Genomic DNA, 14,916 nt, shown 5'->3' with positions numbered 1-14,916 from the left:
TATTAAGGAATCTGCCTTAAGGAGAAAGACCTTATGACAGCTTCCGCAGCCCCCTCTCCCGTCATATCCACCACAGACCGAATCGACACGCTACGCCTGTCGCAGACGCCGGGCGTCGGTCCGGTCAACTTTGCGCGACTGATGACGCAGTATGGCAGCGCGGGAGCTGCTCTGGCGGCCCTGCCGGGACGGATGCGCAAGGCGGGACGTCAGGATGATCCTGCCATTCCGTCCGTCTCCCGCATGGCAGACGAACTGGAGCGCCTTGAAAAACTGGGTGGGAAAATGCTGCTGCGGGGGGATGCGGACTATCCGCTCCTGCTGTCGCGGGTGCCGGATGCGCCCCCTGTCCTGTTCACGCTCGGGAATGTCGACAAACTGTCGATGCGGTCCGTGGGGATTGTGGGAGCACGCAATGCTTCGGCTGCGGGAATCCGGATTGCCGAAAGCCTTGCGGCCGAAATGGCCCATGCCGGAATCTGCGTGGTTTCAGGGTTGGCGCGGGGCATCGACTCGGCCGCGCATGCCGCTGCCCTTTATCCGGGCCTGACGGTGGCCGCAATCGCCGGAGGGCTGGATCATGTCTATCCGCCGGAAAATGCATCCCTTCAAGAGCAGATTGCCGAAAAGGGCTGTCTGGTGACGGAAGCCCTGCTGGGAACCGCGCCGCTGGCCCGCCATTTCCCACGACGAAACCGCCTGATTGCCGGGATTTCGCTGGGCTGCCTCATCATTGAGGCCGCGCTGGACTCCGGCACGCTGATCACGGCTGATCTGGCCCAGTCCTACAGCCGCGAACTTCTGGTCGTGCCGGGTTCGCCGCTCGATCCGCGGTCACGGGGCGGCAATCATCTGCTGAAAACGAGCCAGGCGACCCTGACAGAAAATATTGACGATATTCTTCAGGCCTTGCCGCTGGAACTTCCCGCACGCGACCCCGTGCCCTGGCAGCGTTCAGCAGGCCACACCCCGCCTTTGACCGGGTTTTCCGAACCATCGTCCGCATGGGGCGACATCCCCGATGCCGGCTGGATTGACCCCGATCTGGTGCAGCAGAGCGTGCGGCCTCTTCTCTCCGTGACGCCTGTAGCAGTTGACGATGTGGTGCGCCGCTGCCAGTTCTCCGTGTCGGCAGTGCTTGCGACGCTGGCCGAGCTGGAGCTCGGCGGGGTTGTGGAGTTTGTGCCCGGCGGACGCGTGGCGTTGCTGCCGAACTGAAGTGACGCGGAATACCGGAGTGGCGATGACGGACGTTGTGGTGGTCGAGAGCCCGGCAAAGGCCAAGACGATCAACAAGTATCTGGGAAGCGGATATACCGTGCTCGCTTCATTCGGACATGTGCGGGATCTGCCGCCCAAGGACGGAAGCGTGCGCCCGGACGAGAACTTTGCCATGAGCTGGCAGACGGATGAACGCGGCGCAAAGCAGATCTCCGCCATCACGAAGGCGCTGAAGGGGGCGAAAAACCTCTATCTCGCCACTGACCCGGATCGCGAAGGCGAAGCGATTTCGTGGCATGTCCGCAGCGTTCTGGAAGAAAAGAAGCTTCTGAAGAACGTGGACGTCCATCGCGTCACCTTCAACGAAATCACCAAATCGGCCGTCACGGCGGCGATGGCGGCCCCGCGTGAGCTGGACCGCCCGCTGATCGACGCCTATCTGGCCCGCCGCGCGCTGGATTATCTGGTGGGCTTCACGCTGTCTCCCGTCCTGTGGCGCAAGCTGCCGGGCAGCCGGAGTGCCGGACGTGTGCAGTCAGTGGCGCTGCGTCTGATCTGTGAGCGCGAAGCCGAAATCGAGGTTTTCCGCCCCAAGGAATACTGGACCGTCACCGGCGGCTTCACGACGCCCGGCAAGGCCGCTTTTCAGGCCCGTCTGACGCATCTGAAGGGTGAAAAACTCGACCAGTTCGACCTGAACAACGAACAGCTGGCATTCGGAGCGCGCGATACGGTTCTGGGCGGCCAGTTCACGGTCCGCTCTGTCGAGCGCAAGCGCACCAAGCGCAATCCGCCGCCACCCTTCACGACGTCGACCCTCCAGCAGGAGGCCTCCCGCAAGCTCGGGATGAGCGCACAAACGACGATGCGCACGGCGCAGCAGCTTTACGAAGGTGTGGATCTGCGCGGCGAAACCACCGGTCTAATCACCTATATGCGAACCGACGGTGTGACGATGGCAAAGGAAGCCATCGGATCCATCCGCGGGCATATCGGCAAGGCGTTCGGGGGCGACTATGTGCCGGATTCCCCGCGGGCCTATTCCACCAAGGCCAAGAATGCGCAGGAGGCCCATGAGGCCATCCGCCCGACGGATGTTTTCCTGACGCCCCAGGACGTCGCTCATGCGCTGACACCCGAACAGAAAAAGCTGTACGACCTGATCTGGAAGCGCTCCGTCGCCTCGCAGATGCAGTCGGCGGAACTGGATCAGGTCGCAGTGACGCTGGCTGATGCCAGCGGTCAGACGCTTCTGCGCGCCACGGGCTCGACCATCGCATTCGACGGCTTTCTCAAGCTCTATATCGAAGGCCGGGACGACACCAAGGTCGAGGACGAAGACGGTAAGCTCCTGCCACCGATGAAGGAAGGCGATCGCCTGACGACCGGCGCCGTGGATGCCGAACAGCATTTCACCCAGCCGCCTCCGCGTTATTCGGAAGCCTCGCTCGTCAAGAAAATGGAAGAGATCGGCATTGGCCGTCCCTCGACCTATGCCTCCATTCTGGGCGTGCTGCGGGACCGCAATTACGTGCGACTGGATGCACGGCGCTTCATTCCCGAAGACCGTGGACGGCTGGTCACGGCGTTCCTGACGTCCTTCTTCGAGCGCTATGTGGATTCGGGCTTCACGGCCTCACTTGAAGAACAGCTTGACGACATTTCGGGCGGCCGTGCCGACTGGCACGACGTCATGGCAGCGTTCTGGCATGATTTCTCCGCTGCCGTGGCGCAGACCAAGGACCTGAAGATCTCGGACGTCATCGACGCTCTGGACGAGGACCTCGGGCCGCATTTCTTCCCGCCCCGCCCTGATGGCGGCGATCCGCGCGTCTGCACGTCCTGCGGAACCGGGCGGCTGGGCCTGCGGCTTGGCAAGTTCGGCGCGTTCATCGGCTGTTCGAATTATCCGACCTGCCAGTTCACCCGCCGTCTGGTGGCCGAGGAAGGCGATACCGAAGGACTGAATGACGGCCCGAAAGTTCTGGGACAGGACCCGGACACCGGCGAGGATATCTCGATCCGTCGCGGGCCGTACGGGCTCTACATCCAGCGCGGCGAACCCAATCCCGAGGACAAGAAGGCCAAGCCCAAGCGGACGACCATTCCCAAAGGCCTCGACGGCAACACCATGACCATGGAACAGGCGCTGGGCCTGCTGTCCCTGCCCCGTCTGGTCGGCCTTCACCCCGAAACGGGCGAAAAGATCGAGGCCGGCCTCGGGCGGTTCGGACCCTATGTGAAGATGGGGGCCATCTACGGCACGCTCGACAAGGACGACGACGTCCTGACCGTCGGGCTGAACCGGGCCGTGGATTCGCTGGCAAAAAAGCTCGCCTCCATCCGCAATCTGGGACCACACCCCAAGGACGGAGAAGCGGTCATGATCCGCAAGGGGCGGTTCGGCCCCTACGCCCAGCATGGTCAGCTGATTGCCAACCTGCCGAAGGGGCAGGACATGGAGGAGGTCACGCTCGATGAAGCGGTGGCGCTTCTGGCGGAAAAGGGCAAACCCCTGAAAGGCGGCGCAAAAAAAACTTCCGCGAAAAAAGCGGCTCCGAAAACGGCGAAGGCCAAGAAAGCCGTTGCGTCTTCGGAAGAAGGCGAGGCCGCTCCGAAGACGGTAACGAAGCGTATCCCGGCCAAATCTGCCACAAAGACGAAAACCACAACGCCGCGGAAGCGTAAGACTGTTTCCGACACGTCGTCGGAAGACTGAAAACAGATCGGGTCGGCAGTGTTGCCAGATGGCACTGCCGACCCCAGATTTGATCTGGCAAGTCTTTACCGTGGCTGAAGTTTGTGGCGTGGTCGCGTTACGGGAGCAGCCTTCTTTTGCCGTCCCGTCTCCAAGGACCCCGTCTTGCGTCATGCCGCCCGCCCTGTGACCTTTTTCATGCCGCGCAGCCGCAAGGCGGCATGTCGTGTGGCGCTGTGTCTGGCGTTCTGCATCTTCGTCCTTGCCCTCCACAGCCGTCGGGCGGAAGCTCAGGCACCGACCGGGGCCGGACCGGATGCCGCCCGTCCTGTCGAAGCCACCCCTGCTCCCGCCACGTCAACGGCCGTGCCTCCTGCTGCGCCAGTACCTCCCGTTTTTTCGGCATCCATCACGCGGGACGTTCTGATCGCAGCTCTCGGTTTTCTGGAGCCGCGAACGCTGGAAGCCCATTCCGCGCGGGATTTCTGCGTCTGGGGGCTGGATGGTCTGACCGCCATCGACCCGACCCTGTCCGTCACGGTCACACAGCCCACGACCGCGGCACCTGCGGTCGTCCATGCCCCCGGAACGGCCACCGCAGCTGACAAACCCGTCGATGCGCCCCTCCCTGCGACACTGAGCGTTCTTCAGGGGCAGACAGTGCTCTTCAGCCGGGCCCTGCCTGCTGCGGGCAGTCACTCCGCCTGGGCGGATCTGGTTACCGCAGCGATGCAGGCGGCCTGGCAGCATTCCTCCACATTGCGGGACGCAGGGTCAGATGCGCTGTTGCAGGGGTTCTTTGACGAGCTGTTCAATCATCTCGACCCCTATTCCCGCTATCTTGGGCCCTCCCCGGCCACGTCGGACCGGACGCGGCGCACGGGCAGCACCGGGACAGTAGGGCTGAGCCTCGGGCAAAGTGGACGAACCATCGTGATTACGGCCGTCAACGCCAACGGTCCCGCCTGGGAAGCGGGTGTTGATACGGGCGAGCATCTGGTCTCCGTCAATGGACGCTCCACGCATGGTCAGGATGCCGCAACCGTTCAGGACTGGCTGGAGGGAGACGAGCACAGCTCCGTCACGCTGGGGATCGCGGCAAAGGGACACCGTCCCACGGCCTACAGGCTGCAACGGGTGCAGGTTCCACCGGAAACCGTGTTTGCATCCACCGAGGGCCCCTTCACCGTTCTGCGTGTCTCGTCCTTCTCGACCCAGACGGCCGAGGAAATCAGCCAGTATATCGACCAGGTCGTGGACGAACCGACCCCGGATGCTCCCCCTCCAGCGCCAGGGAAGGGCAAGGCTGCGGGCATCATTCTCGATCTGCGCGGCGATCGCGGTGGCGTCCTGCAACAGGCCGTGACCACTGCGGCCCTCCTGCTGGATCATGGCGTCGCCGTAACCACGCAGGGCCGGAATCCTCTGGCCAACCATATCTGGGCCGTTCAGGGCGGGGACATGACCAACGGAACCCCCGTGGTCGTCCTCGTGGACGGACGGACGGCCAGCGCGGCCGAGATTCTCGCTTCCGCACTGGCGGATCACCGGCGCGCCGTCGTGATCGGGAGCGAGACGCTGGGCAAGGGGCTCGTTCAGGTAATCGGCCAGATGCCGAATGGCGGCGAACTGTTCGTGACGTGGAGTCGCAACCAGGCTCCGCTGGGCTGGCCAATCCAGGGGCTGGGCGTGATGCCGCAGATCTGCACGTCCCTTGGGGCGGAGGCGCTTCAGGCGCAGCTTTCCGCCCTGAAAGCGGGAAACAGCCTTCAGGGCGAGGCCGTACAGATGGCACGGAGCGCCCGCTATCCGGTTCCGGTCGCGAAAATCCTCGAGATCCGCAAGCACTGTCCGGCCGCCATCGGCTCGGACGCCGATATGGACGCAGCAAAGGCGCTGCTGTCTTCCCCTGCCGCTTACAAGGCGGCCCTGGAGTCTGTTCCCGACGAGAACAGCGCGCCCCTCCACTAACCTTGCAGGACGAACGGAAACGGTCATGGGCGCACGATTGAAAACAGGGCTTTGGATACGAGCTGTCCTGCGCCGTATTTCCTCGGATGGAACCTCTGCCATGGTTCTGAAAAAGGGAGACGAGGATGCCGGTGCGGTCCTGATCGTCCTGACGGACCGTTCGGGCGGGACCGGCGTGCTGCGGGAGGACGGATCGGGCTGGACCCGCGTGGATGCCACTGATGCCGCCAGCGTGGACGCCTATCTGGAGCGGCAGAAACAGTATGATCCTGATCTGTGGATCATCGAGCTTGAGATGCGCGACGTTTCCCAGCCCATTGAGCGGACCCTCGGATCGCGCAGGCTCGATCTGGACGAAGAGGCGTAAACTGTGGGAGTGAAGACACAGCACATGGCGAACCTGCCATAAAGAAAACTGCATGATGCGGCATTGTGCCGTGTGATGCGTTGCCATCGTCCGAGCTTTCGGCAAGAACACACACGGTAAGGTTGGCAGATTTGGCTGGTTGGAGAAAAATGGACATGACGCACCGATCCGTTGTCAGGACCTGGCTGACCCGTGCCGGGTTCACTGCAGGCGTTTCGATGCTTGTCACCGGGCTTGTCATGGAAGCCGCAACCGCACAGCCCGTCAAAGGGCTGTATGTTGCAGGTGAGGGCGGCGCGAGCTTCAACCAGGACCAGACAGCACGCCTGTCACCTGTCTTTCCGAGTGGACGTGACCATTATCAGGCTGGCGTGACCGGAATCGGCAGTCTGGGATACGGCCTCGGGAACGGATTCCGTGTTGAGGTCGAGGGCAACTACCGCAACAACCGTCTGCAGCAGTTCCGCTCCAGCACCTTCCCGTCTTCTGTCGGCGGGCGTCAGCAGGGCTATGGCGTCATGGCCAATGCGCTGTTCGACATGGATATCGGCAAATCCTGGGTCTTCCCGTATTTCGGCGCTGGTATCGGCTATGGCTGGCAGGCGATGAACACCTATGTTCATGCTCCGAACGGCGCCTTCGACCAGCATGTGGGCGGCACGGCCGGAAACTTTGCCTATCAGGGCATTTTCGGCCTGTCCTTCCCCGTTCCCTGGGTCGTGGGTCTGTCGGCCACAGCGGAATACCGCTTTTACACACTGATGGGGCCGAACGGGCACCATGCCACGGCGACCGGGATTTATGGGGGCTGGGACAAGACGAAGGAATTCGGCGTGTCCAGCGGCAACCGCGACACAAGAACAGACTTCAACCATTCACTGATGCTGGGTCTGCGTTACGAGTTCAATCCGGCTCCGCCGCCGCCGAAGCCTGTTGAAGCCCCAATGCCGATTCCGGGACCGGCGCCCACCCGCACCTATCTGGTGTTCTTCGACTGGGATTCGGCCACGCTGAGCGCACGGGCGAAGGCTGTGGTCGCGGCAGCGGCCCGCAATTCCACGTCCGTTCAGGTCACCCATATCGAAGTCAGCGGCTATACCGACAGTTCGGCGGCCCATCCGGGCCATCGTGGCGAAGCCTACAACATGGCGCTGTCCCAGCGTCGTGCCAGCGCCGTCAAGGAAGAGCTGGTCCGGGACGGCGTGGCTGCGGGCATGATCACGACACAGGGTTTTGGCGAGAGTCATCCGCTGGTGGTCACGGCAGCCAATACGCGCGAGCCGCAGAACCGGCGCGTGGAAATCGACTTCAAGTAAGACCTGCGAACAGGTCCTGCTTTCCAGTCAACCGGCGGCTTCCTGTGGAGCCGCCGGTTTTTTTGTGTCTGTCAGGCATGAAAAAGGGCGGAGAGAATTCTCCCCGCCCTGTTCCGGTCCATCCAGAAATGGATCTCTTATTTCTTACGGCGCGTCGTGTGACGGACGGGGGTCTTCTTTGCTGTGGCCTTCGTCGGTGTGGGGGCAACGACTGCGGGCGGCTTTGCGACAACCACACCGGTTGCATCGACCGTGGCGTGGATCGTCAGATGCTCGCGCTTCTGACCGCCACCGGGGATCAGCTCGGCCGTGAACGAATCCGTTCCGGCATAAGCCGTGGCGGGCGTGTAGTCCACGTAGGTCTTGCCGTCATAATTGTAGAGGAAAGCCTTGCCATGTGTCGGCGGGGGATTGACGCCGAAGGACGCATAATTGCCTCCCATCGGCTTCTGGATGGCGATGGAGCACAGTCCGTCATCGCTGCGGACCGTCATGTCCACACTCATCGTTCCATCGGCAGCCTTCTTGACGGCGGAGACGTGGCAGACGGCGGATGCCCGCTGGTAACCGAAAGGATTCGGAGCCACGGAACGCTGAACGATCGGCTGCTGGGCACAGCCGGAGAGAAGCAGGGACACGGCAAGTGCCGAACCCAGGGTAATGGCAGAACCTCGCAGACGCACGGTCAACTCCAACGCATCGTGACAGGACAGGCCGCGTTTCCGCAGCAGACAGACGTTCGCATGTAGAGCAGGACGGCACGGCGCGAAAGGCTGCATCCTGATGCTCCGGCCTTTTTGACGGTATTTTGTGCCACAGGGCCGATAAATTGGCGCCAAGAGGCATGGCGCCCCTTTTCTGCCATGAAATCATGTTTCGGATGAAGGGCTTGCCGCACGTTCCTCAGACGCAGAATCAGCTTTCGCCGGGGGTCGACCGCAGGTAGTCTGTTCCAGTGGTTGTGGCCGGTCGATCCGGTCTTGTGGAGTCTGTCAATGCCGTCGATCTTCCGTCGTTCCGTCAAGGGCCTGCTTGCTGCCGGGCTTTCCTGCGCTACGCTTGCTGCCGTTCATCCCCTGTCCGCCCGCGCTGCGGACTGTGGTAACTCGCCTGCCCATGAGGCTTTCGATGTGGCCGGCCTGAAGTCCGAACTGATGGTGACGGCTCTGTCGTGCAAGGCGCAGGACCGCTACAATGCCTTCGTCAACAAGTTCCGTCCTGCCCTGCTGAATGCGGACGAGCGCCTGAACAGCTATTTCCGCACGACCTATGGCCGTCGCGCGCAGGTCGAGCATGACGACTACATCACGCAGCTTGCCGACATCCAGTCGCTCGGCGGACTGAAATCCGGCACGGTGTTCTGTCAGCAGCGCGAGGCGATGTTCGACGAGATCAATGCTCTCGAAAGCTCTGCCGACCTGGCCCATTACGCCGAAGCCAAGGATGTGGCCCAGCCTGCCTCCTATGAGAGCTGTGAAGCCCCGGCGACAGTGGATCGCCATTCCCGCAAGGGCGTAACGAAAAATACCGCAACACGCCGTACGAACCGCGCCTGAGAGCCTGTTCTGAAGCCAACGGTCGCCCTGCCCCGAAGCGTTTGCTTGACGTTCCGTAGCGGGGCGGCGACAACGCAGACATGAGCGATCTGTTCGAGTCAGGCAAGACAGGCAAACCCAAGACCGGAACGTCCCGCAAGGGGCCGGTCGATACGGAATATGGTGCCCACGACATCGAGGTGCTGGAGGGGCTTGAGCCTGTCCGGCGCCGGCCAGGCATGTATATCGGCGGGACGGATGATACCGCGTATCATCACCTCGCCTCCGAAATTCTCGACAATGCGATGGACGAAGCGGTGGCGGGTCATGCCACCACCATCGACGTGCGGCTGCAAGGCCCGCGCACGCTCATGGTGCGCGATAACGGCCGTGGCATCCCGACCGACCCTCATCCGAAATTTCCAGAAAAATCCGCACTTGAGGTGATTTTCACCACGCTGCATGCGGGCGGAAAATTCTCGGGCAAGGCCTATGACACCTCCGGCGGCCTGCATGGCGTGGGCAGTTCAGTGGTCAATGCGCTATCCGAGAAGCTGGAAGTCGAGGTCGCGCGGGACAGGACGCTGTACCGGCAGGACTTCATGCGCGGTGTCTCGCTGGCGCCGCTGGCGGAAGTCGGTAACGCGCCCAACCGGCGCGGCACAACGGTGCGGTTTACGCCCGATCCGGAAATCTTCGGCAACCATCATTTCTCCCCGGCCCGGCTCTACCGGATGTGCTGCTCCAAGGCTGCCCTGTTCCGGGGGGTGACGATCCAGTGGAAATGCGAACCTTCCCTGATCAAGGCAGGCGACGAGACGCCGGTTGAGGCCACCATCCAGTTCCCCAACGGGCTGGAAGATGCCCTTTCGGCGGAACTCGGGCCTGATCCGGATCTGCTGACACCGCTCTGGGCAGGCGACGTGGACCTTCCGGTTGCAGCCGACGGCCGCACGGGGGGGCGTGTGGAATGGGCTGTGGCGTTCCTTGAGAGCGGAACGGCGACGCTGTCCTCGTTCTGCAACACGATTCCCACGCCTCAGGGCGGCACGCATGAAGCCGGATTCCGGGCCGCGCTGGTTAAGGGCCTGCGCGCCTGGGGCGATCAGCGCAAGGTCAAGCGGGCTGCTGCGATTTCGGCTGAGGACGTTCTGGGCTCCGTGGCGGCCAAGCTCTCGGTCTTCGTGCGCGACCCACAGTTCCAGGGACAGACCAAGGACAAGCTGACCTCGCAGGAAGCGTCGCGACTGGTCGAAGGGGCGCTCCGCGACCGCGTGGATCACTGGCTCGGCGGTAATCCGCAGCAGGCGGATAGCCTGCTGGCCTTCATGGTGGAGCGTGCGGAAGAGCGCCTGCGCCGCCGCGAAGTCAAGGACACGGCCCGCAAGAGCGCCACGCGCAAGCTGCGCCTCCCGGGCAAGCTGACAGACTGCACGCGTGAAAATGCTGCGGAGACGGAGCTCTTTCTCGTGGAAGGCGAATCGGCTGGCGGGTCCGCCCGTCAGGCGCGCGACCGCGAGACGCAGGCCGTGCTGCCGCTGCGGGGCAAGATCCTCAACGTGGCCTCCGCCACGACCGACAAGCTGCGGGCCAATCAGGAACTTCGGGATCTGACGGAAGCTCTGGGCTGCGGCATCGGGGCGTCGTTCGATATCAGCCGGCTGCGCTATGGTCGTGTCATCATCATGACGGATGCCGACGTGGACGGGGCGCATATCGCGTCGCTTCTGATGACGTTCTTCTATCGCGAAATGCCCGAACTGATCCGTCAGGGGCATCTGCATCTGGCCCAGCCTCCGCTCTATCGCATCACGCATGGACCAAAGACGGTCTATGCCATGAACGATCAGGACCGGCTGCGGCGGATCAAGACCGATTTCAAGGCCAATGCGAAGGTCGAGGTCTCCCGGTTCAAGGGTCTGGGCGAAATGCCGGTGAAGGATCTCAAGGAGACGACCATGGACCCGGCCCGGCGGACGCTTCTGCGCGTCATTACGCCACCCGAGGACCGTCTGACGACCAGCGAGCGTGTGGAAAGCCTGATGGGCCGCAAGCCGGAGCTGCGGTTCCGCTTCATTCAGGAACACGCCCGCTCCGTTGACGAGCTTGACGTCTGAGCGTGTCGTCACCGGCCAGCTCCACGGAGTCTCATAGCCAGCTCAAGGCCGTCGGATGTCTGATCGGGGGAATTTCCTCCTTTCAGATCGGCGCAACGCTAGCGAAAGGACTGTTCCCGCTGTTCGGTCCGACCGGCATGGTGGGGCTGCGTGTCTGTCTGGCAGCTGTGATCCTGCTGTGCATCTGGCGCCCGACACGCGGTACGCTGACGGTCGAACGGCTGAAGCTCCTGCTGCCTTACGGGGCCGCCGTTGCGATCATGAATTTCTGCTTTTACGTGGCGCTGGTCCGGCTGCCTCTGGGTGTCGTCGTTGCTCTTGAGTTCACCGGCCCCCTGACGCTAGCGCTGGTCGGCTCCCGCCGCTGGCTGGATCTGTGCTGGGCTGGGCTTGTGGTTGCGGGGCTGTTCCTGCTGCTGCGCCCCGAAGGATCGACAGCAGGTCTGGCGTCGCTCAACCTGTTCGGCGTGGCGGCGGCCCTTCTGAGCGGGTGCGGCTGGGTGGTCTATATCCTGACCGGCACGCGGATGGGGAAAATGTTCCCCGCACCCGTCGCCACGACACTGGGCATGAGCACGGCGGCCATCCTGCTTCTGCCCTGCCTGATCCCGACGATCCCGACGGTCCTGACCCACCCCTGGCAGGGCGGGGCGGCGCTGAGCGTGGCGGTCCTCTCTTCGGCGGTGCCGTATATTCTGGACATGATGGCGATGCGGACCCTGAGCCCGCGCGATCTGGGGATCCTGCTGAGCATGGAGCCGATGCTGGGCGCTCTGTCAGGATTCGTGTTTCTGCATGAGGCCCTGTCCGCAATGCGCTGGATGGGCGTACTGTGCATTGCTGCTGCCTCGGCGGGGAATGTGCTGACCGGTCGGCAGAAATCCCTGCACTGACGCAATGCGGGCCCTATAATCGGCTGAAAACAGACAGAAATATAGGGTCGGGACGTATTTCGCGCTCTTGACCGGTAGGGGATGCGGGCGCCAGATGCGGGCGTCATGTCCCGCCTCTTTCCCCCTTCGAACCGACGCTCCGGTTTGCCTGCGCTGGCAGTCATCGCCGTGGTTCTTCTGGGGTTTCTGGGGCAGCTCGTTCTTCAAGGATGTTCCTATCCCGAAGAAAGTCCCCGGGCGACGATCGAGCGCCTGACGGGCATCGACATTGCACCTTCCCCCATGGTGATGATGGAGCACATGTCCGGGCCGATGCCCGGCATGACCGCTGGACATCAGCATCATCACCATTCGCATGACGGCACCTGCCCGCTCTGTCCGCTGTTGCAGCTTCTGGCGGTCATTCTGGCCAGCCTGCCTATACTGCCGGCCTGTGGGACCATAGGACGTCAGATCCGCCAGACGCCCGGGGCGCCGCGTGCGCCTCCCGCGATCTGGCGACTGCTTCCCCCCTCCCGAGGGCCACCTCGCCTCGTCTGAACCCCATTGTGGTCATGGCGGAGGACGAAAGTGCCTGCGGTCTGTCTCTGTTGGGACAGTCTGTGGGGCGTGATCCGCCGTGACTGGATTTCAGATCAGTCGAGGATGTGGACCATGCTCCCCCATTACAGGACCCGCACGGACGCAGGTTATGCGCGCCCGTGCCTGACGGCGCTTTTCTTTACCCTGACCGCCTTTTCAGGAGCATCCGCACAGGATGTCCTCTCCCCGCCGGACTCCGTCGAGTCTACCAAAGCCGAGCAGTTGAACGTTATCGGCATACGCCAACCCCAGACGACCAGCGCGGATACAGCGCATCTTCTGGACCATGCGCTCGGTTACAGCACCTATTCCGCAGGCGGCGTCTCCGCCCTGCCCGTCCTGAACGGTATGGCCGACGACCGGGTAGCGACGCTCGTGGATGGGATGCGGATTGATGCTGCCTGTCCGAACCATATGAATCCCGCCATGTCCTATGTCGATCCCGACAGCGTTTCGCGTGCGGTGGCCATTGCGGGGATCACGCCCGTGAGTCTGGGCGGGGACAGCATCGGCGGGACCGTCGAGATCGAACGCAAAGACCCGCTCTTTGCCAAAACGGGCAATATCTTCGTGACCGGGCATGTGCGGGGGGATTATCGCAGCAACGGTGGCGGTTCGGGGGCTTCAGGGTCCCTGACGGTTGCCAATGACATGTTCAGCCTGCGTTATACGGCGTCCTATTCCCATGCCAGCGACTATCAGGCAGGCGGGAGCGGGAAACAGGTGCGGTCCACCAAGTATCTGAGCTTCAACCATGCCGTGACGCTGGGCGTGAAGAAGGCCAACCATCTTCTGGCCCTGACCTTCGGTCAGCAGGACATCCCCTATGAGGGCTTTCCCAACCAGTACATGGACATGACCAACAACCGCTCCACCTTCGTGAACGGCAAGTACAAGGGCGACTTCGACTGGGGCACGCTCGATGTGCGCGGCTCCTGGCAGCGGGTGACGCATGTCATGGACATGCTTTCGGACAAGGGCGGTCACAGCGCGACCACGGGTATGCCGATGAATACGGATGCGCGGACGGCGACCTATGCGATCAAGGCGACCATTCCGCTCGGGCTGAAGCACACGCTCAAGCTGGGCAGTTCCTTCGACCATAACGGACTGAACGACTGGTGGCCGCCGCTTCAGGGCAGCATGATGATGGGGCCAGGCACCTATCACAACATCAATAACGGCCATCGGGACCGGCTGGGTCATTTCGCGGAATGGGACGCGCAGTGGCTGCCCCGCTTTTCCACACAGCTCGGATTCCGCAACGATCTGGTGATGATGAATACGGGCAAGGTCGCGCCCTATTCCTGGACCGGGATGATGGCCATGGCCGATGCGATGGCGGCGGAGCGGTTCAACCAGGCGTCACGCGGGCGCACGGACGTCAATTTCGACGTGACCGCAACGGGCCGCTGGAAGCCGCTGGACAGCCTGTCCATTGAAGGGGGCTATGCCCGCAAGACGCGCTCGCCAAACCTGTATGAGCGTTATGCCTGGGGCATGGGCAGCATGGCGACGCGGATGATCGGCTGGTTTGGCGATGGCAACGGCTATGTGGGGAACCTGAACCTGTCGCCCGAGGTCGCGAATACGGCTAGTGTCACGGTGGACTGGCATGATCCGAACCCGACCCAGCGCTGGGATCTGAAGATCCAGCCGTTTTATACCTATACGCACAATTACATTAACGTCCGGCGGTTGAGCAGCTTCTCGAACGGACTGTCGATGCTGGGTTTCGTCAATCACAACGCCCAGAGCTATGGCATCAACGCCTCAGGCTCCGTGCGCCTGTGGGACAGGACGGCTTATGGACGGGGCGAGCTGGTCGGGAACATCAACTGGGTGCGCGGTGTGGATCTGGTCACGCATTCGGGCCTGTATCACCAGATGCCTGCGAATGGCCTGATCGGGCTGCACGAGACCTATGAGAACTGGACAGGTCGCGTAGAGGTGACGCTCGTGAAATCCAAGGACACCGTGGACTGGCTACGCAACGAGCCCCGCACGCCCGGCTATGCTCTGCTGGGGCTTGGGGGGAGCTATCGCTGGCGGTATTTCACGCTCAATGCCGAACTCGCGAACGTGCTGAACCAGCGATATTACCTGCCGCTGGGCGGCCTCTCGCTGGGGGATTACGACGCTACGGGTGTTCTGGGGCCGTTGCCGGGAATGGGGCGGTCTTTCAACATGAACCTGACCGCCGCATTCTAAGGAGA

Annotated in this window: 11 protein-coding genes; 10 read left to right on the top strand and 1 reads right to left on the bottom strand. The window is 62.7% G+C overall.

The genetic code is table 11. From position 1 onward, the window contains the following. The first annotated feature begins 33 nt into the window (after positions 1 to 33). The 5 genes from dprA to A0U94_RS14005 all read left to right on the top strand — a co-directional run bounded on the left by dprA (position 34) and on the right by A0U94_RS14005 (position 7,573). Positions 34 to 1,218, top strand: coding sequence for a DNA-processing protein DprA (gene dprA, locus A0U94_RS14025; RefSeq protein WP_077803724.1), 1,185 nt, complete (start codon positions 34 to 36; stop codon positions 1,216 to 1,218). Between the two features lie 25 nt (positions 1,219 to 1,243). Continuing rightward, positions 1,244 to 3,940 (top strand): type I DNA topoisomerase, encoded by a 2,697-nt coding sequence (gene topA / locus A0U94_RS14020; protein WP_077803723.1) that lies wholly within the window; start codon positions 1,244 to 1,246, stop codon positions 3,938 to 3,940. 177 nt (positions 3,941 to 4,117) lie between these two features. Then, positions 4,118 to 5,890: a S41 family peptidase gene (locus A0U94_RS14015; RefSeq protein WP_149026779.1), complete on the top strand. Its 1,773-nt coding sequence runs from the start codon at positions 4,118 to 4,120 to the stop codon at positions 5,888 to 5,890. Between the two features lie 25 nt (positions 5,891 to 5,915). Next, a complete protein-coding gene (locus A0U94_RS14010; RefSeq protein WP_062030730.1) occupies positions 5,916 to 6,257 on the top strand; it encodes a DUF1491 family protein in 342 nt (113 codons plus the stop codon). Between the two features lie 155 nt (positions 6,258 to 6,412). Beyond that, positions 6,413 to 7,573 carry an OmpA family protein gene (locus tag A0U94_RS14005; protein ID WP_062108378.1) on the top strand — a complete coding sequence of 387 codons (1,161 nt, stop codon included), beginning with the start codon at positions 6,413 to 6,415 and terminating at the stop codon, positions 7,571 to 7,573. Between the two features lie 137 nt (positions 7,574 to 7,710). Here A0U94_RS14005 and A0U94_RS14000 read toward each other — a convergent pair whose 3' ends face one another. Continuing rightward, positions 7,711 to 8,352, bottom strand: a complete 642-nt coding sequence (locus A0U94_RS14000) for an Ig-like domain-containing protein (protein WP_233142424.1) — start codon at positions 8,350 to 8,352, stop codon at positions 7,711 to 7,713. A 216-nt stretch (positions 8,353 to 8,568) separates the two neighbouring features. Between A0U94_RS14000 and A0U94_RS13995 the strand changes: the two genes are divergently transcribed. The 5 genes from A0U94_RS13995 to A0U94_RS13975 all read left to right on the top strand — a co-directional run bounded on the left by A0U94_RS13995 (position 8,569) and on the right by A0U94_RS13975 (position 14,911). Then, positions 8,569 to 9,129 carry a hypothetical protein gene (locus A0U94_RS13995; RefSeq protein WP_062030726.1) on the top strand — a complete coding sequence of 187 codons (561 nt, stop codon included), beginning with the start codon at positions 8,569 to 8,571 and terminating at the stop codon, positions 9,127 to 9,129. An 80-nt stretch (positions 9,130 to 9,209) separates the two neighbouring features. Further along, a complete protein-coding gene (parE, locus tag A0U94_RS13990) occupies positions 9,210 to 11,225 on the top strand; it encodes a DNA topoisomerase IV subunit B (protein ID WP_077803720.1) in 2,016 nt (671 codons plus the stop codon). 2 nt (positions 11,226 to 11,227) lie between these two features. Next, a complete protein-coding gene (locus tag A0U94_RS13985) occupies positions 11,228 to 12,118 on the top strand; it encodes an EamA family transporter (RefSeq protein ID WP_077803719.1) in 891 nt (296 codons plus the stop codon). Positions 12,119 to 12,223: 105 nt separating this feature from the next. Next, the gene (locus tag A0U94_RS13980; RefSeq protein WP_062108478.1) at positions 12,224 to 12,658 is read left to right on the top strand and encodes a DUF2946 family protein; all 435 of its coding nucleotides are present in this window, start codon (positions 12,224 to 12,226) and stop codon (positions 12,656 to 12,658) included. A 114-nt stretch (positions 12,659 to 12,772) separates the two neighbouring features. Further along, entirely contained in the window at positions 12,773 to 14,911 is a 2,139-nt protein-coding gene (locus tag A0U94_RS13975) for a TonB-dependent receptor (RefSeq protein WP_149026777.1), read from the top strand. Positions 14,912 to 14,916: the final 5 nt, after the last annotated feature.

Origin of the sequence: Gluconobacter albidus (assembly GCF_002005485.1) — a bacterium.
Lineage (GTDB): Bacteria > Pseudomonadota > Alphaproteobacteria > Acetobacterales > Acetobacteraceae > Gluconobacter > Gluconobacter albidus.
Note: the sequence above shows the minus strand (reverse complement) of the source record. Positions and strands in the feature narration are given on the sequence as shown.

Excerpts from the sequence above, each read along its gene's own strand:
- A0U94_RS14005 (WP_062108378.1), top strand. The coding sequence starts at position 6,413 with ATGACGCACCGATCCGTTGTCAGGACCTGGCTGACCCGTGCCGGGTTC.
- A0U94_RS14010 (WP_062030730.1), top strand. The coding sequence starts at position 5,916 with ATGGGCGCACGATTGAAAACAGGGCTTTGGATACGAGCTGTCCTGCGC.
- A0U94_RS13980 (WP_062108478.1), top strand. The coding sequence starts at position 12,224 with ATGTCCCGCCTCTTTCCCCCTTCGAACCGACGCTCCGGTTTGCCTGCG.
- parE (WP_077803720.1), top strand. The coding sequence starts at position 9,210 with ATGAGCGATCTGTTCGAGTCAGGCAAGACAGGCAAACCCAAGACCGGA.
- A0U94_RS13975 (WP_149026777.1), top strand. The coding sequence starts at position 12,773 with ATGCTCCCCCATTACAGGACCCGCACGGACGCAGGTTATGCGCGCCCG.
- A0U94_RS14000 (WP_233142424.1), bottom strand. The coding sequence starts at position 8,352 with ATGCAGCCTTTCGCGCCGTGCCGTCCTGCTCTACATGCGAACGTCTGT.
- A0U94_RS14015 (WP_149026779.1), top strand. The coding sequence starts at position 4,118 with ATGCCGCGCAGCCGCAAGGCGGCATGTCGTGTGGCGCTGTGTCTGGCG.
- A0U94_RS13995 (WP_062030726.1), top strand. The coding sequence starts at position 8,569 with ATGCCGTCGATCTTCCGTCGTTCCGTCAAGGGCCTGCTTGCTGCCGGG.
- dprA (WP_077803724.1), top strand. The coding sequence starts at position 34 with ATGACAGCTTCCGCAGCCCCCTCTCCCGTCATATCCACCACAGACCGA.
- topA (WP_077803723.1), top strand. The coding sequence starts at position 1,244 with ATGACGGACGTTGTGGTGGTCGAGAGCCCGGCAAAGGCCAAGACGATC.